General features: G+C 68.6%; 18 protein-coding genes and 1 pseudogene. 10 read left to right on the top strand and 9 right to left on the bottom strand.

What is annotated here, in order from left to right:
• The first annotated feature begins 163 nt into the window (after positions 1-163).
• From DIE11_RS12185 to DIE11_RS12175, 3 genes are all read left to right on the top strand, one after another.
• Complete coding sequence (locus DIE11_RS12185; protein ID WP_124623999.1) at positions 164-577, top strand: helix-turn-helix transcriptional regulator; 414 nt, start codon at positions 164-166, stop codon at positions 575-577.
• Between the two features lie 2 nt (positions 578-579).
• Positions 580-1,914, top strand: a complete 1,335-nt coding sequence (locus DIE11_RS12180; protein WP_124623997.1) for a type II toxin-antitoxin system HipA family toxin — start codon at positions 580-582, stop codon at positions 1,912-1,914.
• Positions 1,915-2,018: 104 nt separating this feature from the next.
• On the top strand, positions 2,019-3,254 hold the full coding sequence (locus tag DIE11_RS12175; RefSeq protein ID WP_124623995.1) for an NADH:flavin oxidoreductase: 1,236 nt from the start codon (positions 2,019-2,021) through the stop codon (positions 3,252-3,254).
• 46 nt (positions 3,255-3,300) lie between these two features.
• Here the strand turns inward: DIE11_RS12175 and DIE11_RS12170 are convergent, their stop codons facing one another.
• Positions 3,301-4,428 carry a 4-hydroxyphenylpyruvate dioxygenase family protein gene (locus tag DIE11_RS12170; protein ID WP_124623993.1) on the bottom strand — a complete coding sequence of 376 codons (1,128 nt, stop codon included), beginning with the start codon at positions 4,426-4,428 and terminating at the stop codon, positions 3,301-3,303.
• 357 nt (positions 4,429-4,785) lie between these two features.
• Here DIE11_RS12170 and shiA point away from each other — a divergent pair, with 357 nt between their 5' ends.
• The 3 genes from shiA to DIE11_RS12155 all read left to right on the top strand — a co-directional run bounded on the left by shiA (position 4,786) and on the right by DIE11_RS12155 (position 8,643).
• Entirely contained in the window at positions 4,786-6,093 is a 1,308-nt protein-coding gene (shiA, locus tag DIE11_RS12165) for a shikimate transporter (protein ID WP_124623991.1), read from the top strand.
• Positions 6,094-6,303: 210 nt separating this feature from the next.
• Positions 6,304-7,605 carry a UDP-N-acetylglucosamine 1-carboxyvinyltransferase gene (locus DIE11_RS12160; RefSeq protein WP_124623989.1) on the top strand — a complete coding sequence of 434 codons (1,302 nt, stop codon included), beginning with the start codon at positions 6,304-6,306 and terminating at the stop codon, positions 7,603-7,605.
• Positions 7,606-7,872: 267 nt separating this feature from the next.
• Positions 7,873-8,643, top strand: a complete 771-nt coding sequence (locus DIE11_RS12155) for an IclR family transcriptional regulator C-terminal domain-containing protein (protein WP_124498875.1) — start codon at positions 7,873-7,875, stop codon at positions 8,641-8,643.
• Between the two features lie 39 nt (positions 8,644-8,682).
• On the opposite strand, the gene DIE11_RS12150 is transcribed toward DIE11_RS12155, so the two are convergent.
• The 4 genes from DIE11_RS12150 to DIE11_RS12135 form a co-directional block, all read right to left on the bottom strand.
• Positions 8,683-10,983: an ATP-dependent DNA helicase gene (locus DIE11_RS12150; RefSeq protein ID WP_124623987.1), complete on the bottom strand. Its 2,301-nt coding sequence runs from the start codon at positions 10,981-10,983 to the stop codon at positions 8,683-8,685.
• Positions 10,980-12,680, bottom strand: coding sequence for a VRR-NUC domain-containing protein (locus tag DIE11_RS12145; protein WP_124623985.1), 1,701 nt, complete (start codon positions 12,678-12,680; stop codon positions 10,980-10,982). The genes DIE11_RS12150 and DIE11_RS12145 overlap by 4 nt, the downstream gene beginning before the upstream one ends.
• 105 nt (positions 12,681-12,785) lie before the next feature.
• Complete coding sequence (locus tag DIE11_RS12140) at positions 12,786-13,664, bottom strand: MipA/OmpV family protein (protein ID WP_059599446.1); 879 nt, start codon at positions 13,662-13,664, stop codon at positions 12,786-12,788.
• A 207-nt stretch (positions 13,665-13,871) separates the two neighbouring features.
• The gene (locus tag DIE11_RS12135; protein WP_044843100.1) at positions 13,872-14,183 is read right to left on the bottom strand and encodes a hypothetical protein; all 312 of its coding nucleotides are present in this window, start codon (positions 14,181-14,183) and stop codon (positions 13,872-13,874) included.
• 520 nt (positions 14,184-14,703) lie between these two features.
• Between DIE11_RS12135 and DIE11_RS12125 the strand changes: the two genes are divergently transcribed.
• The 3 genes from DIE11_RS12125 (at position 14,704) to DIE11_RS12115 (ending at position 16,288) form a co-directional block, all read left to right on the top strand.
• Positions 14,704-14,952: a hypothetical protein gene (locus DIE11_RS12125; protein WP_124623979.1), complete on the top strand. Its 249-nt coding sequence runs from the start codon at positions 14,704-14,706 to the stop codon at positions 14,950-14,952.
• 339 nt (positions 14,953-15,291) lie between these two features.
• Positions 15,292-15,723: a CBS domain-containing protein gene (locus DIE11_RS12120; RefSeq protein WP_124623976.1), complete on the top strand. Its 432-nt coding sequence runs from the start codon at positions 15,292-15,294 to the stop codon at positions 15,721-15,723.
• Positions 15,724-15,787: 64 nt separating this feature from the next.
• Positions 15,788-16,288, top strand: coding sequence for a PRC-barrel domain-containing protein (locus DIE11_RS12115; protein WP_124623973.1), 501 nt, complete (start codon positions 15,788-15,790; stop codon positions 16,286-16,288).
• A 34-nt stretch (positions 16,289-16,322) separates the two neighbouring features.
• Here the strand turns inward: DIE11_RS12115 and DIE11_RS12110 are convergent, their stop codons facing one another.
• Positions 16,323-16,952, bottom strand: a complete 630-nt coding sequence (locus DIE11_RS12110; RefSeq protein WP_124624144.1) for a DUF4142 domain-containing protein — start codon at positions 16,950-16,952, stop codon at positions 16,323-16,325.
• Positions 16,953-17,052: 100 nt separating this feature from the next.
• The gene (locus DIE11_RS12105; RefSeq protein WP_124623969.1) at positions 17,053-19,014 is read right to left on the bottom strand and encodes an ATP-binding protein; all 1,962 of its coding nucleotides are present in this window, start codon (positions 19,012-19,014) and stop codon (positions 17,053-17,055) included.
• Between the two features lie 356 nt (positions 19,015-19,370).
• Between DIE11_RS12105 and DIE11_RS12100 the strand changes: the two are divergent.
• A pseudogene (locus DIE11_RS12100) lies at positions 19,371-20,409 on the top strand (sigma-54 interaction domain-containing protein).
• A 53-nt stretch (positions 20,410-20,462) separates the two neighbouring features.
• On the opposite strand, the gene DIE11_RS12095 reads toward DIE11_RS12100, so the two are convergent.
• On the bottom strand, positions 20,463-22,262 hold the full coding sequence (locus tag DIE11_RS12095; protein ID WP_124623965.1) for a methyl-accepting chemotaxis protein: 1,800 nt from the start codon (positions 22,260-22,262) through the stop codon (positions 20,463-20,465).
• Positions 22,263-22,510: 248 nt separating this feature from the next.
• Positions 22,511-22,765, bottom strand: coding sequence for a DUF3562 domain-containing protein (locus tag DIE11_RS12090; protein ID WP_059599439.1), 255 nt, complete (start codon positions 22,763-22,765; stop codon positions 22,511-22,513).
• Positions 22,766-23,073: the final 308 nt, after the last annotated feature.

The raw sequence follows: 23,073 nt of genomic DNA, 5'->3' as shown, positions 1-23,073 counted from the left end.
GACGAGCGCGCGCCTCCCGCCCTTTTACCGACCCGCGGGTGTCCGCCTGACAGGCTATCGTTTGTTTTTATGAATTACAGTCTCGGGTTTGTATTTTGACGATACATACCATAGACTGTATTTTTCGATGACAAGCGATCGCCTGTCATTTCGCGGAGAGCCCATGCCATTCCCGGTCCAGACCTTGAGCCAGTTGCGCCCGATCCTCGTCGGCTTCCGGAAGTCGGCGGGGCTCACGCAGGCGCAGCTCGCCGCCCGCCTCGGCGTGACGCAACAGTCGTACGCGCAGCTCGAAGCCAATCCGTCCGCGGTCAGCATCGAACGGCTTTTCAAGGTGCTGAACGTGCTCGGCGTTCGCCTGACGCTCGTGCCGGGCACCCCGGACGACACAACGGTGCCCGACGACTCCACGCCAGCGCTCAAGCGCGCACCGGCCGCACGCGGCCGCTCGCCCGGTTCGTCGGATGTGCCGGCTCGCCCGCCGGCCGCCGCGAAGGCTCCATCCGCCGCCGCGCGGAAACGGTCTGCCGCGGCGACACCCGGCAAGTCTCGGAACCCCACGCGGGAGGACTGGTGACGATGGCCCGCCGTCCCCGCCACGACCGCCTCGACCTGTGGATGAACGGCATCCCGGTCGGATACTGGGAAGTCCGGCGCGGCGTCGAGCGCCTCGTCTACCTGCCGGCATGGGTCGACGATCCGCAAGGGCGTCCGCTGTCGCTGTCGCTGCCGTTCACGCCGGGCAACCAGCCGCACCAGGGCGCAATCGTCGCCGATTACTTCGACAACCTGCTGCCGGACAGCCAGCCGATCCGCCGCCGCATTGCGCAGCGCTACCGGCTCGGGTCGACGGCGCCGTTCGAACTGCTCGCGTCGATCGGCCGCGATTGCGTCGGGGCGCTGCAGTTGCTTCCGCCGGACGAAACCCCGATCGACCTCGAATCGATCGGCGGCACCGTGCTCGACGACGCGGCCGTGGCCGACGTGCTGCGCCACGCAACCGCCGCGCCGCTGCCCGGCCAAGCGGAGCCGGACGGCGAGCTGCGCCTGTCGATCGCCGGCGCGCAGGAAAAGACCGCGCTGCTGCGCGACGGCAAGCGCTGGCTGCTCCCGGCGGGCAGCACACCGACCACGCACATCTTCAAGCTGCCGCTGGGGCGTGTCGGGAACATGCAGGCCGACATGCGCACGTCGGTCGAGAACGAATGGCTGTGCTCGAAGATCGTCGCCGCATACGGCCTGCCCGTCGCCGCGTGCGATATCGGCCGGTTCGACGACCAGAAGGCGCTGATCGTCGAGCGCTTCGACCGCCGCCCGTCCCGCGACGGCACGTGGATCCTGCGGCTGCCGCAGGAGGACATGTGCCAGGCGACCGGCACGCCGTCGGGCGCCAAATACGAATCCGACGGCGGCCCGGGCATCGCGACGATCATGGGCATCCTCGCGAATTCCGCCGATGCCGCGCAGGACCGGAGGAATTTCTTCGTCACGCAGCTCGTGTTCTGGGTGCTCGCGGCCATCGACGGCCACGCGAAGAATTTCAGCATCGCGCACCTGCCGGGCAATACGTATCGCAGCACGCCGCTGTACGACGTGCTGTCCGCGCACCCGATCATCGGCACGCGACGCAACCAGCTGCCGCCGCGACGCGCACGGCTCGCGATGGCCGTATGCGGGAAGAATCGCCATTACGTGATCGGCGACATCCAGCCGCGTCACTGGATCGCGCAAGGCGCGCGCGTCGGTCTGACCGAACACGACGTGCGCGCGGCCATGGCCGATGTGGCCGCGCGCACCGAACCGGTGATCGCCGCCGTCGCGTCGGGGATTCCGGCGGATTTCCCGGCGGACGTGGCCGATGCGATCTTCGACGGGATGCGTCGTCAGGCACGCAAGCTGGGTACGGCCGAATAGGCGGTGCGGGCGCGGCCCCGGCGGCGGGTCATCCACGTGGACGATGCCGCCCCGCACCGACTCAGCACAATGGTCGCCGTGCCCATTCCCGACGCCTGCCCGATATGGAACCCGCCACGCTCGATACCGCATTCAGCCCGCTGCAGATCGGTCCGCTGACGCTGCGCAACCGCCTGATCAAATCCGCGACCAACGAAGGGATGACGCCGAACGGCGTGCCGTCGCGCGCGCTCGTCGGGTTTCATGAGCGTATCGCCGCAGGCGGCGCCGCGCTGACGACCGTCGCGTACTGCGCGGTCAGCGACGATGGCCGCACGTTCGTCGACCAGGCGCGGCTCGATGCGCCGACGGTCCGGCAATTCCGCGCGCTGACCGACGCGGTCCATCGTCACGGCGCGGCGGCGTCCGCGCAGATCACGCATGGCGGCTGCTTCACGTTCCTGCCGTCGCTGTCGACGAAACGACCGTTGAGCGCATCCGGCGGCTTCAACAAGGTCGGCGTGATGAGTGGCCGTTTCCTGAAGCAGGCGATGACGCGCGACCAGATGACCGCGATCGCCGACGAATTCGCACGGGCGGCGCGACATGCGCGCGACGCGGGCTTCGACGCGGTCGAGATCCACATGGGACACGGTTATCTGCTGAGCCAGTTCCTGTCGCCGCTGTACAACCGTCGTCGCGACGCGTACGGCGGCGATGCGGCGCGCCGCGCGGCGTTTCCCGTCGAGGTGCTGGGCCGCGTGCTCGACGCCGTCGGCCGCGATCTCGCCGTGGTCTGCAAGATCGGCGTGACCGAAGGCGTGCGCGGCGGCGGAACCGCCGACGACGCGTGCGAGATCGCGCGGCGGCTCGAGGCCGAGGGTGCGCACCTGCTGGTACTGAGCGGCGGGATGAACGTCGAGTCGGTGTGGCAGCTGTTCGGCAGCCCGCTGCCCGGCGATGCGCGCGCAAACGCCGACAACGCGATCGTGCGTGCGGCGATGACGCTGCAGAAGCTCACCGAGCCGAGGATGGGCGCATTTCGGGAGATGTATTTCCTCGAGCATTCGAAGCAGGTGCGAGCGGCCGTCCGGATGCCGCTCGCGTATCTCGGCGGCGTGCGTTCCCGCGAGAACGTCGCGCTGGCGATGCGCGAAGGATTCGATGCGGTGGCGCTCGCCCGCGCGCTCGTGTTCGAGCCGGACTTCGTGAACGAGCTGCACGGCGGCCGGCTCACGCAGTCGGGCTGCACGTCATGCAACCGCTGCGTCGTGTCGATGTACACGCCGGGTGGTACCGCGTGCGTGCTCAAGCCGCCGAACGACCCGGCGCCGAACCGCGTGCCGGCCGTGGGCGCTTGACGTTACTCAGCGGCTGATTTCGCGGTCACGATCGTGCGCCTGCCGCTCAGCCGGCGTCGCGGGCGCGCGCCAGCGCCGCGAGGTTCCCTTCACCGAATCCGTGGTGCCCCTGCCGCTGCACGATCTCGAAGAAGATCTCGCCGGGCCGGCGCTTGACGAAGGTCTGGAAGAACAGGCGCGGCACGCCATCGCTGCCGATCTCGCCATCGACCAGCACGGCGCGGCGGCGCAGCGCGTCGAGATCGACGCCGTGCCCCGGCAGCCGCGCATCGACTTCGTCGTAATAGCGCGCCGGCGGCTCGATGAATTCGACGCCGTTCGCGCGCAGCGCATCGACGCTCGCCAGGATGTCGTCGGTCGACAGCGCAACGTGCTGAACGCCTTCGCCCGGGTGGTCGGGCAGATACGCGTGCATCAGTTCGGTGCGCCGCGTGCCTTCCTCGTAGACCGGAATCCGCACCGCGCCGCAAGGTGACACCATCACGCGCGATTCTTCCGACACATGCCAGTGCGCGTCGATTTCGTGGATTTCGCGGAAGTGCAGCAGGTCGTGATAGAAGTCGAGCCACTCGCGCATGCGCCCCGCGCCGACCGTCTGCGTGAAGTGGTCGACCTGCTGCAGGCCCGTGCCGACGCAGTCGACATCGGTATGCGCGGTCGCGATGTCGATCGGCCGGAAATCGATGTCGAAGATCGAGATGTCGCCGACGCCGCCGCGCTGGCCGTCCCGCCCGCGCCAGCGGTCGACGAAATAGAGGTGCGAATCGCCGATCCCCTGGATCGCGGGAATCTTCAGCTCGCCGACCCCGATCCGCTCGCCCTCGAACGCCCACGCGCCGAGCTCGATCGCACGCTCGAACGCGCGGCGCGCGCTGGCCACGCGCAGCCCGATCGCGCAGACGCCCATCCCGTATTCCTCTGCATAGCGCGCGGCGAACGAATCGGGCTCGGCATTGATCAGGAACTGCATCTGTCCTTGCCGGTACAGCGTGACGTTCTTGCTCACATGGCGCGCGATCGCCTTGAACCCGAGCTGCTCGAAGCGTTGCGCAAGCGCGTCCGGCACCGGTGCCGCGAACTCGACGAATTCGAGTCCGGCCATCCCGAGCGGATTGGCGGCCGGATCGGCAACGGGCGGCGTATCGCTGGACAGGGGGTGGGAATTGCCGGGCATTCCAGTCTCCGGAGGCATGCGGTCGATGGGGATGACGCCCGGCGCGCGCGGCACGCCCGGCCGATGTGACGGCCGGACATCCGCCCGATTCGGGCGAGGTTTCGATGGTCCAGATTTTAACCAGATCGTTCACGGCGGCACACCCTGGCTGAACGGGATATCGGTGTCGCGCCTAGTGCAAACCCGAAAATCGTTCGATAATCGCACACAACTGAACGATAATCGCGCATTTTGACCGATCGTCTAATTGCCGCCGTGCGGCGCGCGCCCTATTCTCCGTTCACCCATCGACTTCAATGCAGCATCGGACGCGGCGCCGCCACGCTTCCACGATGCGCCGTGCCAGGAGACACCACCATGACCACAACCTTCGCCACCCTCGACGCCGCTGCCGGCGCCCGCGCACGCAGCCAGGCCCGCAAGGCCGCGATCGGCAGCTTCGTCGGCGCCGTCGTCGACTGGTACGACTTCCTCCTGTACGGGATCGTCGCCGCACTCGTCTTCAATTCCGAATTCTTCCCGAAGGTCAGCCCGACCATGGGCACGCTCGCGGCTTTCGCGACCTTCGGCGTCGGCTTCCTGTTCCGCCCGCTCGGCGGTGTCGTGTTCGGCCATTACGGCGACCGGCTCGGCCGCAAGCGGATGCTCGTGCTGACCGTGATGCTGATGGGGCTGTCGACCGTCGCGATCGGCCTGCTGCCGACCTTCGCGTCGATCGGCTGGTGGGCGCCCGTGCTGCTCGTGCTGATGCGCGCGCTGCAAGGCTTCGCGGTGGGCGGCGAATGGGGCGGCGCGGCGCTGATGGCCGTCGAAAGCGCACCGAAGCAAAAAAAGGCGTTCTACAGCAGCGGCGTGCAGGTCGGCTACGGCGTCGGGCTCGTGCTCGCGACGGGCATCGTGTCGATCCTGAGCCATACCCTCGGCGAAGCCGCGTTCAAGGCCTGGGCCTGGCGCCTGCCGTTCGTGTTCAGCATCGTGCTGGTGCTGATCGGGCTGTGGGTCCGCAAGAGCATGGACGAGTCGCAGGAGTTCGTCGAGAAGGTCGAGCACGGCAACCGCAAGCTCCGCCTGCCGGTGCTGGAGGCACTGACGCGCCATCCGAAGGCGTTCCTGCTGATCGTCGCGCTGCGGCTCGCCGAGCTGTTCACGATGTATATCGTCACCGCGTTCGCGCTCAGCTATTCCACGTCGAACCTCGGCATGTCACGCGACCTGTTCCTGAACATCGGCCTGCTGGTCGGTGCGGTGAGCTGCGTGACGATCCCGTGCTTCGCGTGGCTCGCCGACCGCTTCGGCCTGCGCCGCATCTACCTGATCGGCGCGGTGATCGGCCTCGCGTCGGCGGTGCCGTTCTTCGTCGCGCTGGAATCGCGCTCGATCGCGTGGATCGTGGTCTTCTCGATCCTGCTGGCGAATGCCGCGCACGACATGGTCGTGAGCGTCCAGCAGCCGCTGTTCACCGAACTGTTCGGCGCCGAATACCGCTACAGCGGCGCAGGCGTCGGCTATCAGTTCGCGAGCGTCGTCGGCGGCGGGTTCACGCCGTTCATCGCGGTGGCGCTGGTAAGCGTGGCCGGCGGTTCGTGGCACCTCGTCGCGGGCTATCTCGCGGTGGGCTGCCTGATCTCGCTGGTGGTCGCCGCGCGCATGCGGGCGGCGCAGTGAGGCTATGACCGAATGGCCGGCCGCGATCCGCGCCGGCCATTTCCGCACCGACGGCCATCTCCGACCGGGCAAGGGAATCGCGCCCCGCCCAACGTCAAACACGGTCAATCCCGCGGGCAGAAGCCCCTTTTCCCCTCTGAACATTCCACGCCACCCGCCGACCAATGGCATCATATGGGCCTACGTCAGTCACAGATACGCCCCCATATCATGTCGAATCTCATCGTCCACGGCGGCACTCCGCTGCGCGGGGACATCAAGCCGTCCGCGAACAAGAACGCCGTCCTGCCGATTCTGTGCGCCACCCTGTTGACCGATCAGCCGCTGCGCCTCGTCGGCGTGCCGGACATCACCGACGTGCGCAAGATCCTCGACATCTTCCGCACGCTCGGCAGCGACGTGTCGGTCGACTTCACGACAGGCATTCTCGATCTCCACCATCGCAACACGACGTTCGACCCGGCCGTTCACCGCCTGCCCGAGGCGATGCGCTCGTCGATCATGCTGATTCCGCCGCTGCTCGCGCGCTTCGGTGTCGCGCGCCTCGAGAACGACGTGAAGGGCTGCACGCTCGGCGTGCGCGAAATCGATCCGCACGTCGAAGTGTTCGAGCGCTTCGGCGCGCACATCCAGCGCACGCCCGATTCGCTGATCGTCCGTGCCGACGGCCCGCTGACGGCCAACGATCACTGGCTCGACTACGCATCGGTGACGACCACCGAAAACTTCGCGCTGTGCGCGACGGCGGCAGGCGGCACGTCGACGCTGATGAATGCGGCCTCCGAGCCGCACGTGCAGGAGTTCTGCCAGTTCCTCGCGATGATCGGCGTCGCGATCGAAGGCATCGGCACGTCGCGCCTGTGCGTGACGGGCGGCGGCAAGCTCGGCGGCGGCGAATTCCGCTTCGCCGAGGATTTCCACGAAATCGCGACGTTCCTCGCGCTGGGTGCGATCACCGGCGGCGACATCACCGTGCGCAACTCGTCGCCGGAGCATTTCCCGCTGATCGACCGCACGTTCGCGAAGTTCGGCGTGCACGTCACGCACCGCGATGGCTGGTCGCGCGCGGAACGCGACGGCCCGCTGCGCGTGCGGCGGCCGTTCACGCAGAACATCCTGACCAAGGTCGAAGCCGCGCCCTGGCCGTACCTGCCGGTCGACCTGCTGCCGATCTTCATCGCGCTCGGCGTGCGTGCGGAAGGCAGCGCGATGTTCTGGAACAAGGTCTACGACGGCGCGCTCGGCTGGTCCGGCGAACTGTCGAAGTTCGGCGCGCACGTGCTGCTGTCCGACCCGCACCGGCTGATCACGTTCGGCGGGCTGCAGCTGACGCCAGCGCGCGTCGAGAGCCCGTACATCATCCGCGTCGCGATCGCGCTGCTGATGGTGGCCGCGAGCATCGAAGGCCGCTCGGAAATCATGAACGCGCTGCCGATCCGGCGCGCGCACCCGCATTTCGTCGAAAATCTGCGTTCGGTCGGTGCGAACGTCGAGTGGACGAGCAGCGAGTAACGTCGATCCGGATGCGGCGTGGACGATGTCCGCGCCGCGTATCCTGTCCGCCCCGCATTCATCGGACGCCCGGACAATCCGCCGGTCGGCCCTGACCAATCAGGGTCCCGCCACCAGCTCCAACCGGTCGTATCGTCGGCGCCCGGTACATCCCCCCTCCTCGTCACCCATCGCACGTCCGCCGATTGCTTTCGCACGATTTTGGATCTGCGCGATAATCGCCCATTCCCGCGCGAACACCGCGCGCCCACCCGTGCGCCACCGACGATGAAAAAGCCCGACCTCGACCGACGCGACTGGATTGCCGGCCTCGAAAAGGGCCTGATGATCCTCGAAGCGTTCGACAGCCAGCATGCACGAATGACGCCCACCCAGGCGGCCGCCCGCACCGGTCTCACGCGCACGGCCGCGCGACGCTACCTGCTGACGCTCGAATCGCTCGGCTACGTGTACACCGACGGCAAGCTGTACGGCCTCACGCCGCGCGTGCTGCGGGTCGGCTGGTCGTACTTCGACTCGGCGCGCCTGCCGCGCACGGTCCAGCCGTATCTGCAGCAACTGAGCGCGTCGCTGAACGAATCGGCGTACGTGAGCGTGCTCGATGGCTGGGAACTGGTGTTCATCGCCCGCAACGGCGTGTCGCGCGTGATGACGACCGGCTTCGTGCTCGGCGCGCGCGTGCCCGCCCCGCTGACGTCGCCGGGCGTCGTGCTGCTCGCGCATCATCCGGATCGCGAGGCCGTCCGCGCGTGGCTCGACGACACCGAGCTCGCGCCGTTTACGCCACACACGATCACTAACAAGGCACGCCTGCTCGAACAGGTCGATCACGCGCGCGACGCGGGCTTCGCGGTCATCGAACAGCAACTGCAGGTCGGCGTGCGCGGCATCGCGGTGCCGCTGAAGAACCGTCACGGCGAAGTCGTCGCCGCGCTGAGCACGAACATGCCGATCGGTGCCGAGTCGACCGACGCGGCCGTGCGGCGCGTGCTGCCGCATCTGCAGGAAGCCGCGCTCGCGATGCTGAACGTGCTTTAGGGATTCATGCAAGCGGGCGCACGACGCCCGTCCGGCAGATCACCCGATCCGCCACCACCGCGGCAACAGATCGCGCACCTCGCGCCGCCGGTAACGATCGTCGATCAGATGCACGACGCCCTCGTCGTGTTCGGTGCGGATGACGCGTCCGGCCGCCTGCACGACCTTCTGCAAACCCGGGTACAGATACATGTAGTCGTATCCGTTGCCGAAACGCGCATCCATCGCGCGCCGCATCTGTTCGTTGACATCGTTGACCTGCGGCAGCCCGAGCGTCGCGATGAACGCACCGATCAGCCGCTCGCCGACGAGATCCACGCCCTCCGAGAACGCCCCGCCCAGCACGGCAAATCCGACCCCGCGCCCGCCCGCGTCGAAGCGCGCGAGAAATGCGTCGCGCTCGCTTTCGGCCATGCCGGGCGCCTGGGCCCACACGGGCACGTCCGGGTGGCGCGTCTGCATCAGCGCGACGACGCGCCCGAGATAGTCGAAGCTGCTGAGAAAACCGAGGTAATTGCCGGGCCGCGTCGCATACTGCGCCGCGATCAGGTCCACGATCGGTTCGAGCGAACGGTCGCGGTCGCGCCAGCGCGTCGACACGTGGCTCGCGACGCGCACGGTCAGTTGTTCGGCGCGGAACGGCCCGTCGACGTCGAGCCAGCCCGTGTCGGCCGGCAGTCCGAGCGTGTCACGATAAAAATGAAACGGGCTCAGTGTGCCGGAAAACAGCACGGTCGCGCGCGCGGCTTCGTAACGCGACGCGAGAAAGCCGGCCGGAATCACGTTGCGCACGCACAGCGTCGACTGGATGCGGCGCCGGCGCGCGGCTGGCGCGACGCCGTCGAGCCCGGACTGGCGCGGCAACGGCTCGCCGTGCAGCGTCGCGTCGAAGATCGACGCGCCGTCGAACGCGTCGGCGAGCACACCGAACTGGATCGCCTCGAAATGAAAGCGCAACAGCGCGTCGCCGTTCGCACGCGGCGCATCGGTCAGGTGTTCGCCGATCGCCGCGACGAGGTTCTGCACGGCCGTCACGATCGGGCCGGGAATCTCCGGATACGCCGCGTAGCGCTCGGACTGTGCGCGATTGAGCGTGCCCCACGCGCGCGCGAGCCGGTCGAACGCCTTGCGCAGAGCCGCGGGTGCGGCCTCGCGCGCGGCCGCGAACGCGAACGGGTCGAGCGATGCGCTGTACATCTTGCGGGCGCGATCGAGCAAGTTGTGCGCCTCGTCGACGAGCACGCCGACACGCCACTGGTTCTGCTGCGCGAGCGTATGCAGCATCGCGCTGCCGTCGTAGTAGTAGTTGTAGTCGCCGATCATCATGTCCGACCAGCGCGCAAGCTCCTGCGCGAGGTAGTACGGACAGACGTCGTGTGCGAGGGCCGCCTCGCGCACGGTGTCGCGATCGAGCAACCCGGTGGCGATCGCCGCGTCGCGCGCTGCCGGCAGCCGGTCGTAGAAGCCTTGCGCGAGCGGGCACGATTCGCCGTGACACGCGCGGTCCGGATGCTCGCACGCCTTGTCGCGCGCGACGAGTTCCAGCACGCGCAGCGGCAGCGCCGGCGTGCCGGCGCCAAGCGTGGTCGCCGCCTCGAGCGCGAGCGCCCGGCCGGGCGTTTTCGCGGTCAGGAAGAACACGTGATCAAGCTCGCCTTCACCGCATGCCTTCAGCAGCGGGAACACCGTGCCGAGCGTCTTGCCGATGCCGGTCGGCGCCTGCGCCATCAGGCAGCGTTCGTCGCGCGCCGCCCGATAGACGGATACGGCCAGCTCGCGCTGACCGCTGCGGAATTGCCCGTGCGGAAACGTCAGCGCACGCAGCGCCGCGTCGCGAGCCGCGCGATGCGCGGTCTCGCGCTCGGCCCAGCCGACGAAGCACGCGCACTGCTCGGCGAAGAACGCGGCGAGCGCGCTTGCGCCGAGCGTCTCCGTCAGCACGGTCTCGCGCTCCGACACGATGTCGAAATACACGAGCGCGACCTCGATTTCCGTGAGGCCGCGTGCGTCGCACATCAGGTGCGCATAGACCTTCGCCTGCGCCCAGTGCAGCGCGCGATGGTTGGCCGGCATCGCGTCGAGGCTGCCGCGATAGGTCTTGATCTCCTCGAGCCGGTTCGCGACGGGATCGTAGCCGTCCGCGCGCCCGCGCACGGTCAGCGTGCCCCACGTGCCGGTCAGCGCGATCTCGGTTTCATAGCGTGCGCCGCGCTTCGACGTGACCGCGCCGTGACCGGCGATGCCTTCGAGCGCGGTCGGCGCGGGCGTGAAGCGCAAGTCGAGATCGCCGCGCCGCGCGGTGAACTCGCACATCGCCCGCACCGCGACGACATAGCTCACGCGGACAACCCCGCCGCTTCGTCCTGCCGGACGCCCTCGCCCGCGCCCGCCCATTCGACATCGACGACGCGCACCGGCATGGCATGCGCGATGCAGTATGCGAGCCAGCGCGTCTGGTTGTCCTGCAGCCGGTCGCCTGGGCCCTTCACCTCGATCAGTTCATAGCGCCGCTCGCCGGGCCAGAAACGGACCAGGTCGGGCAGCCCCGAGCGGTTGCTGCGGATATCCGAGAGCAGGCGCGTGAACCACAGCCGCAGGTGCTCGGGCGGCAGGCATGCCAGCGCCTCGTCGAGCAGTTCGTCGGTCAGCACGCCCCAGAACACGAACGGTGATTGCAACCCCATCTTCGTGGCGTAGTGCCGGCGGATCGTGTCGCGGTACGCGCCCGAATCGAGTTGCGCGAAACAGGCGGCGAAGGCGGCGGTGCGGCGTACCGCGAAATCGGGTGCGTGCAGGTCGGCCGGGCCGCGCTGGAACGGGTGAAAGAACGCGCCGGGCACGGCCGCGAACACGGGCTCCCAGCACAGCAACCCGAACAACGAATTGATCAGCGTGTTCTCGACGTAGTGAACCGGCGTGTCGGGCCGTGCAAGGTGGTCGCGCACCGCGTATTCGACGCTGACGAACGCGTCGGGGCGCGCAAGCACGAGCGTCTCGCGCGGCACGTCAGGCGCGCTGCCCGCGCGTTCAACCCGCTGCCCGAGACGGCGCTGCAGGCGCGGCAGCATCCGCTCGACGCGCTGACGCTCCTCGTCGCTTTCGAAGGCGCTGCGCGCCTCGAGCGCCAGCGCGAGCGCATCGTCGTCGCGTCCGCAGCGTTCGAGCACGCGAATGCGCCGGTGCCGGCTGCCCGGCCACGCGCTGCGCGCATACGCGTCCAGCGCGGCGGTCCAGTCGGCGCGGCGCTCGCAGGTCTGCCCGAGCGTGAACAGCAGCTTCGCGCGGCGCGTCGCGAGCCACGGCTGCACGCAGCCGACCGCGTCGATCGCCTGCAGCAGAGCGTCGAACGGCAGGTCGTCGGGCCACGCATCGAGTGCTTCGCGGCAGGTCTGCAGCGCAAGATACGTCTCGATGTCGTCGCGCTGCTGGAACGCGCGAGACGACGGCGCGAACGGCACGCTTTCGTACTGGAACACGCCGAGATCGGCGAGCACGAATTCGCTCCAGTCCTGATGAAGATTGCCGAAGAACATCAGTCGCAGCCGGTCGCACAGTGCGCCGACCGTCACGCGCAGCACGCGATCGTCGGCCTGCGCGCACCAGGCGTCGAGCGGCTGCGCCACGTCGTGCGCGGGCCGCAGCCGTTCGAGCCAGTCGGGCTTGCGCTCGCCCGCGTGCGCGCCGAGCGACGGGAACACCTTCAGGAGATCGGCCTTGGTCGACAGCGCGAACAGCTCGTCGAGCGTGAGCGCGGGCGCCGGATCGACCCAGCCGAGCTCGACGAGTGGCGTGGCCGCGTCGAGCGTGCTGCCGATCTCGTCATACACCAGCTTGCTCGCACGGAAGTCGGACCCGCTGCGCATCAGCGTGCGCACGAGCAGCGCGCGCGACACTTTTGGCAACTGTGCGAAATCCCGAAGAAACGCGTGTTCGCGCGCATCGAGCAGGTCGTCGTAACGCTCGCCGAGCCAGGCCAGCGCGCGTTCGAAATTGGTCAGGTAGTAAAACGCCGGGGGCGTCGGCGATGCAGGCGTCACGGGGATCGATCACTGTACGTTTGTACAGGTCGGAATCATATCAAATGTGACGAAAAATGCTGCATGCCGCGGCGCCGTCCGGCCGCCTTGCCGGCGCCGATCCGATCAGAACTGGTAATTCACCGACATGTCGAACACGCCGTTCGTCGACTGCTGCGTGATCGGGCTGCGCCTTGCGCGGCCGACGAGCTGTTCGATCGCGCCATCCATGGTCACGAACCAGTGCTTGTTGACGAACCAGACCATCGTCACGCCGGCGCCGAACGACTTCATCCCCGCGCCCGACGAATAGGTCGGCAGCCCCGAACGCGCGGACGCACCCGGGTTCACGCCGAACCAGCTGTTCATGTAGCGCGAATCGGCGAACGACACCGTCGGCCCGGCGAACCAGAAGAAGTGCTCGTTGCTGCCCGGCATCGGCATGTACGCGGAGAAATCGCCGATCCAGCCGTTCGAGCCGCCGATGCTGCGCCGAACATCGGCGCGCAGCACGAGCGGAAAATCCTTCGAGATCACGTAATCGGCCGCGAGCTTCATCACCGGCGCCGCGTTGATGTTGTCGAGCCCGTTCAGGTGGTCGAGGTCGTCGGCCGAGCGGCGCCCGAGGTCATAGCCCACCGACAGGCTCACGCGCCAGTTGGGCCCGCGCAGCACGTTCGCGCCGAGCCCCTCGCCCGTCGACAGGAAGAACAGGTCGCGATAGCGCACGTCCACATTCGGGCCGCCCATCACGCGGTAGCGATCGGAACCCGCGTAGCGCGGCTGGAGCGTCATCGCCGCGCCCACGCTGACCTGCCACGTCGGAACCGTCGGGCTGAACAGCTTCTGCAGCGGGACGCCTGCCGAGTATTGCCATTCGCCGAGCGGCGAAGGCGTCTGCGCCGACGCGTCGCGGGCATCTGCCGCCGCCAGCACGGCGAAGGCCGACAGGCCGGACACGACCCGGCGGATGCCGGGCGACAACAACGGGCGGGCAACGGTCATCAAGGCGATCTCCGTCGGTTGCACGAAACGAACCTAAGGGAAAGCGCGTCGCATCCCGATCGGCTGCAACGGCAGGCAGCCGACGGCGCGAACGTAGCGTGCGCTGAATTGTCATCATCCTACGCGACGCGCGGCGAAGCCGCAAAGCGCCCGTTGAACACGGGCACTTTGCCGATTTCCGGCATGAACCGGTTCAGGATTGCGGAATCAGAAACGCTCGACGTGATAGTCGCCGGCCAGCGCGGCCGGACTGCGCTTCGCCATCATGCGCGAGAAGCCGTCGGCGAGACGCCCGAGCGCGAGCTGCTTCTGGCTCGCGTCCCAGTGCGTGTAGGTGTCGTAGGCGGTGTCGTCGAACGACACGGTGACCGCGACCGGTCGCCCGCTCGCGCGAAAGCCGATATGCAGCACGCCGCCCGGCAACTCCTCGATGTGATAGCGCAGCGAACGCGACTCGAAATAACGGCCCAGCACCTGGGCGATCGCGCGCTTGTCGGGCGATTGCACGTGAATGTCCATGATGGTCCTCCTTTCAGTGTTCGCGCGGCCGGCCGTGGTTGGCTGTGCCCGCCCGGCATTCGCATCGGCGGCGGCTGCGATGGCGGATCGCCTAGCGGCTGCCCCGGGGGCACGGGCGGATCGAACGGATCGTCGTGCTCGGGCAGCGCCGGGTCGGGATCGACGTCGGGCGTCGGCTCGGGACGGTGCAGCATGGATCGCGTGCTCATGTCACTCCTGCGCGGCGGCTCGCGCGTGTCGATTGGCGTGGCGAGCACGCGCAACGGATGTGCCTGCCCGGCGGGGCCGCCGCGCATGTGTCGAACCGTTCGCGCACATCACGGAAATCGCCGCTACACACGCTCGCGTCGTAACGTATCCTTTCCCTGGGTTCAATCATCACGATGTCCTCTCGTCCATACCGGCTGCGGGCAGCCCGAATGGTCGCCCGCCCGGCCGCCTCGACGACTGCAAGTGTCATGCCGCCCGCGCCGCGCGGGCACGGCGCTTGCGCTCCTCGTACCCGTAAGGAGGTTCGATCATGACCGCATCCGCCCCCGGCAGCCGCAACGCCGTGTCACCGGCTGCCGGCCCGCTCCCGCTGGCCACGTCGCGCAAGCCGTCCAAAGACAAGACGGAGGAACGCATCGACGAAGGGCTCGAGGAGACGTTCCCGGCAAGCGATCCGCCCGCCGTCGGCGGCGCAACCCGCATCGACCCCGCCAGGCCGTCAGGCGAGCGCGAACGTCGCGCGCCCGACGCCCCGCCACCGCCCCGCGATCACGGCTGACGGCGGCACCCGGCCCGCGATGCGCGGCAGCGCGGCAACGGGCCGGCTCAACCGGAGCGAACTGATGAAACGCATTGAACGTGCATGGCACGAAGTCAGCGGTGCCGCGGGCGTCGCGGCGCTGGCCGCGATCGAGAGCGCGCTGGTGCTCGCCATCGTCGTGATGACGGGCGTCGGCCACTGAGCGCAGCGCGCGGCCCGGCCACGGCTGCCGCCGTGGAAGATGTACAACCCGGCTGGCAAATTTCTCCGTGGCACGGCCGCGCAGGTCCGGCACCTGTCGATTGAACGCGGCACGCGTCCTGCTCCCGCATCGTCTCGCTCACGAAGGAGGCGTTCATGTATCGCGTCAATGAAATCATGTCGCGCGACGTGGTGTGCGTCGCGCCCACCGACACGATTCGCCATGCAGCCGAATTGATGCAGCGCTTCGACATCGGCGTGCTGCCGGTGTGCGACGGCACCGGGCTCGTCGCGATCGTGACGGACCGCGACCTTGCGGTACGCGCGCTGTCGCGCGGGCATCCGCCCGATACCCCCGTGAAAGTGGTCGCATCGGCGCCGGTGCAGTGGTGCGTCGAGGACGACGGCGTCGGCGACGTGCAGCAGCGGATGGCCGACATACAGCTGCACCGGATGCCGGTGCTCGACGCCAACCACCAGATCGTCGGCATGGTGTCGCTCGGCGACATCGCGACGCGCGCGGGCGGCCCGGCGCGCGACGAGTTGGCGAATACGCTCGAGGACGTGTCCCTGCCGCGCCGCCGCTGAGCGCCCCCCATCCGTGCAGCCCGCGCGCCGTATGCGCCGTGCCGCTTCGACCAGGAGAAAAGCGATGACAACGGACAGACCGTCGCGCACACAGGCGCGCATTGTCGGCGACCGCGGCCGTTCGGCCGGCGGGCCGGGGCCGGACGTGATGGCCGCCGGCACGCTGGAAAACGATCGCGTGCTGACGATCGACGGCGACGATATCGGCAAGGTCACGAAAATCATGCTCGACGTCCACTCGGGCCGCATCGCGTACGCGGTCGTGTCGTCGGGCGGATTTGCCGGGATCGGCGACAAGCTGCTCGCGGTGCCGTGGAACGTGCTGACGCTCGACGTCGAGCGCCGCTGCTTCGTGCTGCCCGTTCCGACCGAACGGGTGCGCGACGCACCGGGCTTCGCGAAGGACCGCTGGCCGGCGATGGCCGATCCCGCGTGGGCCGAGGCGCTGCACGCGCACTACGGCGCGTCGCCGTACTGGCTGATCGAGGAAGGCGAGACGGCGCTCGACTCGCCGCCATACGAGGCGTCTCCGAACGGCCCGGAGAGCGGCACGCGACGCCACTGACCGACGCGACAGACGCGCGCGGCCGCCGTGCGGATCAGTGCGCGGCCGCGATCGAACGCTCGAGCGCGCGCGCGGCGCGCAGGTGCGCCTTCAGCGTCGACAGCGTGTCTGCCGCGAACGCGCGAAGCTGCGGGTCGTGACCGTTGCGCGCTTCGGCTTCGTAGAGCCTGATTGCCGCCTCGTGCGCGTTCGGTCCCGCCAGCGCGATGTAACCCTTGTCGAATGCGTCGCCACGCATGGTTCGCAGGGCCGTCAGCCCCGGATCGACCAGCATGCGCGTCTGCACGGGCAGGCCCTTTTGCGCGCCGAGCCGGCGCAATTCCGCGGCCATGCGAACCTGATCGCCCACCATCCGGCGCGCGAAGGCCTTCACGTCCGGATTCGACGACCGATCGAGCGCGAGCTGGCTCGCCTCCAGCGCCGTCTTGCCGACGATGCCTGCCTTGTCGACGAATTCCGCGTCGATGCCGTTCGGCCGCCGCGTCATGTCCGCCTCGTCGGCGGTCTCGCCGGGACGGACGACGCCCGGCGCGACATGAACGGACGATGCTGGCGGCGCCTGCGCATGCGCCGGCGTGAATGCCGACGCGCATAACGCGGCGAGCACGCCCGATACGAGCAAGCAGCCATTTCCGGCGAACGGGATCCGCACGATCAGCGGCATGCGCCCGGAGCGTGCCGGCTTGCCGCCCGGGTCGTCGCGCTGCGTGTTGTTCGATCTCTTCATCGCGCCTCCTGGCGGGTGTTGCGGAGGCCGCCGGGCGTCAGCGGTGCCGTCCGGCGGCCGCCACGTCGACGATCACGCTGGCCAGTGTCGGCATGTCGACCGGCTTGCCGAGAAACGCGTCGAAGCCGGCGGCCATCACGCGGTTCCGGTCCGCGCCCGCGTGTGCGGTTACCGCGACGACGGGCAGACGCCCGCCGGCGTTCGGCAAATGGCGGATGTGGTCGAGCAGCCAGAAGCCGTCGCCGTCCGGCATCGCGAGATCGGACAGCACGACGCTCGGGTGCTGCCGCGCGACCGCGTCGAGCGCGTCGCGCCCCGATTGCGCGGTCGACACCTGGGCACCCAGCGTTTCGAGCGCCGCCGCAAGACTCTCGCGCGACGTCGCATCGTCGTCGACCACCAGCACGCGCTGGCCGTCGAGCGCCACCGCCGTCGACGCCCCGCTCGGCCGCAAGGGCTGGCCGATCAGATCGTCCGCGCGCCAGTCCACCGGCAGCATGACGGTCACGGTCGTGCCACGCCCGACGCCTTCGCTCGCGGCCGCCACCTCGCCGCCGTGCAGCCGCGCGATGTTGCGCACGATCGACAGGCCGAGCCCGAGGCCGCGTTTCGGCGACGCGGACGCGCCTTCCGGCCGGTTGAACGTATCGAACAGATGCGGCAGGCGATCCGCGGAAATGCCCTGCCCCGTATCGGCGACCGACAGCCGCACGCGCGCGCCGGCCCGGGTCAGCGACACTTTGATGTGGCCGCCCGGCAGCGTGAACTTGATCGCGTTCGACAGCAGATTCGACAGCACCTGGCGAATGCGCTCGCCATCCGCGTAGATCACGCAGTTGGACATCGCGCACGCGGTCGACAGTTCGAGTCCGTTCGCCTCCGCGCTCGCGTCCAGCTCGCGAACTGCCTCGTTCACGGCGCGCACCAGGTCGACGGGCGTGCGTTCGAGCCGCATCCGGCCCGTCGCGAACGATGACGCGTCGAGCAGGTCGCCGACCATCCGCGACAGCGACCGCGCGCTACGATCGATCGCGTCGATCGCCTGATGCGCCAAGCCCTGGGCGTCGGCGCTGCGCAGCACCTCGACCCAACCGTAGATCACGTTCAGCGGCGTGCGCAATTCATGCGACACGGTCGCCAGCAGTTCGTCCTTCAACCGGTTCGATTCGTCGGCCTGCACGCGCGCGTCGCGCACGCCGCGCAGCGAGCGCAGTTCGCGCCGCTCGTCGCGGCGTTCGTGCGCCTCGCGCAGCGTCATCGACAGGCCGGTGCAGTTGCCTTGCGCATCGACGATCGGCGCTGCCGCGAAGGTCGCGCGAAAGCGGCCGCCGTCGCGACGTACACACAGGATGTCGAGTGGGCCGGTGGGCGCGCGCGCGTTCGCGAACGACGCAGGAACGGGATGCAGCCGCAGCCAGCGCGGCGCGATCAACGTCGTGACGTCGTGTCCGATCACCGCCGCGACGTCGATGCCGAAGAGGCGCCGCGCCGCCGGGTTCCAGCTCGTGATCCGCCGTGCGGCATCGACGCCGACGATCGCGTCGGGCGATGCGTCGACCACGCGGCGCAGCAGGATGTCGTCGAGTGCGAGCGGCGCGCGCGCCGGTTCGCGGCTCGCCGGGCGCGCGTCATCGTCTTCGGCATCGTCGGCTCCGCGCAGCCGGTCGTTCGCGAGCAGCGGCTTGACGGCCAGCACGAGCATGCATTCGACGAAACCGATCGCAACGAAGACGCCGGCCCGCATCAGCAGCGCGAGCAGCGGCACATCGCGCCACCACAACGCGCCGATCACGGCCGCGCTCGCGGCGGTCGCGGCCAGACCGCCGCCGAACGACGTCAGCCAGGCCGCGGCCGCGACACCGACGTAGAAAGGCAGCGGTGCAAACGGTTCACGCATCCCGACGGCGTGAATCGCCCACACTTGCAGCGCGGACGCCAGCCCGACGGCCAGCACGACCCATGCGCCCTGCCGAAACAGCTCGCGGGTAAAGGTTCTCATCGTTTCCCTGCATCGCCCTGCGACCGTCGCTCGACGATATGCCCTCGAGCGGACCGGGCGAGCCTACGAGCCTTCGCAACGCGCGTACCCGCCGCATGGCGCGTGGCGACTTCGCGGCAAAGCCGGGTGTTGCACGTGCCGTCGCGCCGCGTCGCTCAGCCGCCGGTCGCGTTTGCCGAGAACGCGATGGCAGGAGTCTTTCGATTTTTCATACCTCGGCTGTAAAAAAGCACCATGGGGCGGCATCGGCAGCCGCCTGTCGGCATCGTGCCCCAGCGATCGCATATTTCTTCCGTCGTCGCACCCGACATTGGAAATTTCTAAATCGCGGCACCTTCCGTGCGGTTTCGCTGTCGATGATAGATATTGCAAAGAAGGGAGTGCGCGGTGCCGATTTTCAAAACGGCCCGCTGAACGCCTATGGTCGACTCTGCAAACCGTCCGAAGCCACGCGCCGACGCGCGCCGGCTGTCCGGCCGCTCCGCGGCGATGCGCACGCTGCTCGGCCGTATCGAGAAAATCGCTCCGACCCGCGCCAGCGTGATGATTGCCGGCGAAAGCGGGGTCGGCAAGGATATCGTCGCGCGGCGACTGCACGATCTGAGCGCGCGATGCGACGGGCCATTCGTCCCCGTCAACTGCGGCGCGATTCCGGCGGACATCGCCGAAGCGCAATTGTTCGGTCACGAGAAGGGCAGCTTCACCGGCGCGATCGCGCAACGCGAAGGGTTCTTCGAAGCCGCGTTCGGCGGCACGCTGCTGCTCGACGAGATCGCGGAGATGCCCGCGTCGCTGCAGGTGAAGCTGCTGCGCGCGCTCGAATCGAACACGATCGTGCGGGTCGGCGGCACCGAGTCGATTCCACTCGACGTGCGCATCGTGTCGGCGACCCGTCACAATCCCGCCGAAGCCGTGCGCGACGGCCGGCTGCGCGAGGACCTGTTCTACCGTCTCGCCGCGTTCGCGCTGTACGTGCCGCCGCTGCGCCAGCGCAACGGCGACGTCGAGGCGATCGCGCACGAGCTTGTCGATGCGCTCAACGTGCGGCACCACTCGCACAAGCGCCTGACCGACGCGGCGATCGCCGCGCTGCGTGCGTATTCGTGGCCAGGAAACGTGCGCGAGCTGCACAACACGATCGAGCGCGCGTACATCCTCGCGGACGACGGCATCGACGTCGCGCTGCCCAAGCCGACGATGTTGCCCGACCTTACATCGGACGATGCGATGGCGCTGCCGCTCGGCGCGACGCTGCACCACGCGCAGCAGCGTTTCATCGCGGCGACGCTACGGCACTTCGACGGCAACAAGCCGCAAGCGGCGAAAGCGCTCGGCATCAGCCTGAAAACGCTCTACAACCGGCTGGCGCTGATGCGCGACGGCGGCCACGGCTGAGCGTCGCCGCGCGCGTGGCGCGCAGCGATCCGGCCCGCATCACGCGATGCAGGTCACGCGACCTTGAACTGCCCGACCGTCGTCGCAAGCGCGTTCGCCTGCGTCTGCAGCGCGGTCGCCGCAGCGGTCGACTGCTCGACGAGCGCCGCGTTCTGCTGCACCATTTCGTCGAGTTGCGTGACCGCGCGGTTCACTTCCTGGATGCCGCGCGTCTGCTCGTTCGCCGCGTGCGTGATCTCGGAGATGATCGTCGTCACATTGGCGACGTTCGACACGATTTCACGCATCGTGTCGCCGGCCTGGCGCACCTGTCCCGACCCGGCCGACACGCTCGCCACCGTCGACTCGACCAGCACTTTCACCTCGCGCGCGGCCTGAGCGCTGCGTTGCGCGAGACTGCGCACTTCCTGCGCGACGACCGCGAAACCACGCCCTTGCTCGCCGGCACGCGCGGCTTCCACCGCCGCGTTCAGCGCGAGGATGTTGGTCTGGAACGCGATCCCGTCGATCACGCCGATGATGTCGCCGATCCGGCCCGACGCTTCCTCGATCTTCCCCATCGTCGACACCACGTCCGACACGACCACGCCGCCGTGCGACGCGATGCGCGACGCGGCGGCCGCCCGTTCGTCGGCTTGGCTGGCAGCGGCCGCCGACTGGCCGACCGTCGCGGTGATCTCTTCCATCGATGCAGCCGTTTCCTCGAGGCTCGCCGCCGCCGATTCGGTCCGCGACGACAGGTCCTGGTTGCCCGCGGCGATCTCGTTCGCGGCCGTGCGCACCGATTCGCTCGCGTCGCGGATCTGCCGCATCACGTCGTTCAGTTTGTCGACGAAGCTGTTGAACGAGCGCGCGATGTCGGCGACTTCGTCGCGGCCTTCGGCCGGCAAGCGCTGCGTCAGGTCGCCGGTGCCCGAGCCGATCGACGCCATCGCCTGGCGCACCTGCGACAGCCGGCGGAACGCGGTTGCCGTGATCGCGCCGACGATCAGCGACGCGACGCCCACGATTACCACCAGCGTGATCAGCGACGCGGTCAGCAGCGAGCGCATCCCTGCCGTCGCTTCCGACTTGTCGAGCAGGACCAGCGCGTACCAGTCGGTGCCCGGCACGGCCTGCGCGCGCACCAGCTTCGCGTCGCCACCCACGTGCACTTCGACCGGCGCGACGGCCGCGGCGAGCGACGCGGCGCCCATGCCGCCGAGATCGGGCGACACGTCGGCGACCGGCTTCAGCGTAAGCTTCGCGTCCGGATGCGCGACGACGTGGCCGCTGCTGTCGATCAACATCCCGAAGCTCGCGGGCGTCGGGTGGATCGACTTCACGTTCGCGATCACGCTGTCCATCGCGACGTCGGCCGCGACGACACCCTTCAGCGCGCCGTCGCGCAGGATCGGGACCGCGAACGTGACGACCAGGTTGCCGGTTCCCGCATCGACGTACGGCGGCGTGACGACCGGCTTGCCGGCCTGTGCGGCCTGCTTGTACCACGGGCGGCCGGTCGGATCGTAGTCGGGCGGGATGCCGGTGGGGTCGGAGAAACGGAACGTCTTGTCCGCATAGCCCGCGTACACATTCGTGAAGCCGCCGGCCGCGGCCATCTGCTTGAACACCGGCAGCGGATCGGGCGACAGCGCGGCGTCCTGCAGCGACGCGATCATCCGGCTTCGGGTCGCGACCCAGTCGCCGATGCCGACAACGTGGCCGCTGGCGACGGATCTCAAGTTTCGGTCGATCGCATCGTCGTTGTACGTCCGTGCGATGAAGTAATTGATCAGCGTGGTGGCGACGAGCGCGAATACGACGATGGCGACGCACGCTGCAAGAATGCGGGTGCGGAGGGACGAGAGCATGGCAACGACTCGGTAAGGGAGCGCGAACGCCCGGTGGACGAATTCACCGGGTAAACGGCATTCGCGCCGCTAACTTGAGGCCGTTGTGTCGATTCGATGAAACGTATGACGAAAAACGCCGGCGGCCGCGGGGGCGTTGTCGGCACGCTTGCGCGCAGCGGTTGCCGATACGGCATGCCTGCGCGTCGGCGTCGGTCGGCAGTCGGCCGCGGTCCCGGCGTCAATGGCGCTGGCCGCGGCGGGCCTCCTTACAGACGCCGACTGGTACTCGTATCCGGCTCCCGGTTCGGCGTACTGGCTGGCGTGTCGCGCTCGAGTTCGTCCTGTCTGCGCATCCGTTCGCGCAGGTGGCGGATCGCGAACACGTGGATGTAGTCGTGCACGCGGGCATCGGACGACAACGCCCGCACTTCGTCGTCGAGCATCGTGCGCAACTGGTCGGCGCCGATCGCGCGCTCTTCGGCGACAGCCTTCAAAGCATCAAGCAGATTGTCCTGTGACATCGACGAGCTCCTGACGGTCGAGGAACGAAAGGAAAATGACGCTACCGGAAGATTAGAGACTGGACAGCCGCCCGGCGTACGATGCGCCGAAGCGTGTTTGCGCACGATCAACGGCACGTCGCGTGCCGCCGCGCCGATCCGTCGCTGGATCGGCTCGTGCGCAGGATTCGCGGCGCGCGTGGCCCGCGAATGACTGGAAGGATTGCCCACGCCCCCCGAGGCGCGGCACCGCCGATCGCGCGTACGACGAACCGTCGCGCGACGCCGAGGCATCGGGAAACTTAGACCGGCCGAAATCCCGCGTCAAG

Source organism: Burkholderia sp. Bp9012 (assembly GCF_003853825.1).
GTDB lineage: Bacteria > Pseudomonadota > Gammaproteobacteria > Burkholderiales > Burkholderiaceae > Burkholderia > Burkholderia diffusa.
Note: the sequence above shows the minus strand (reverse complement) of the source record. Positions and strands in the feature narration are given on the sequence as shown.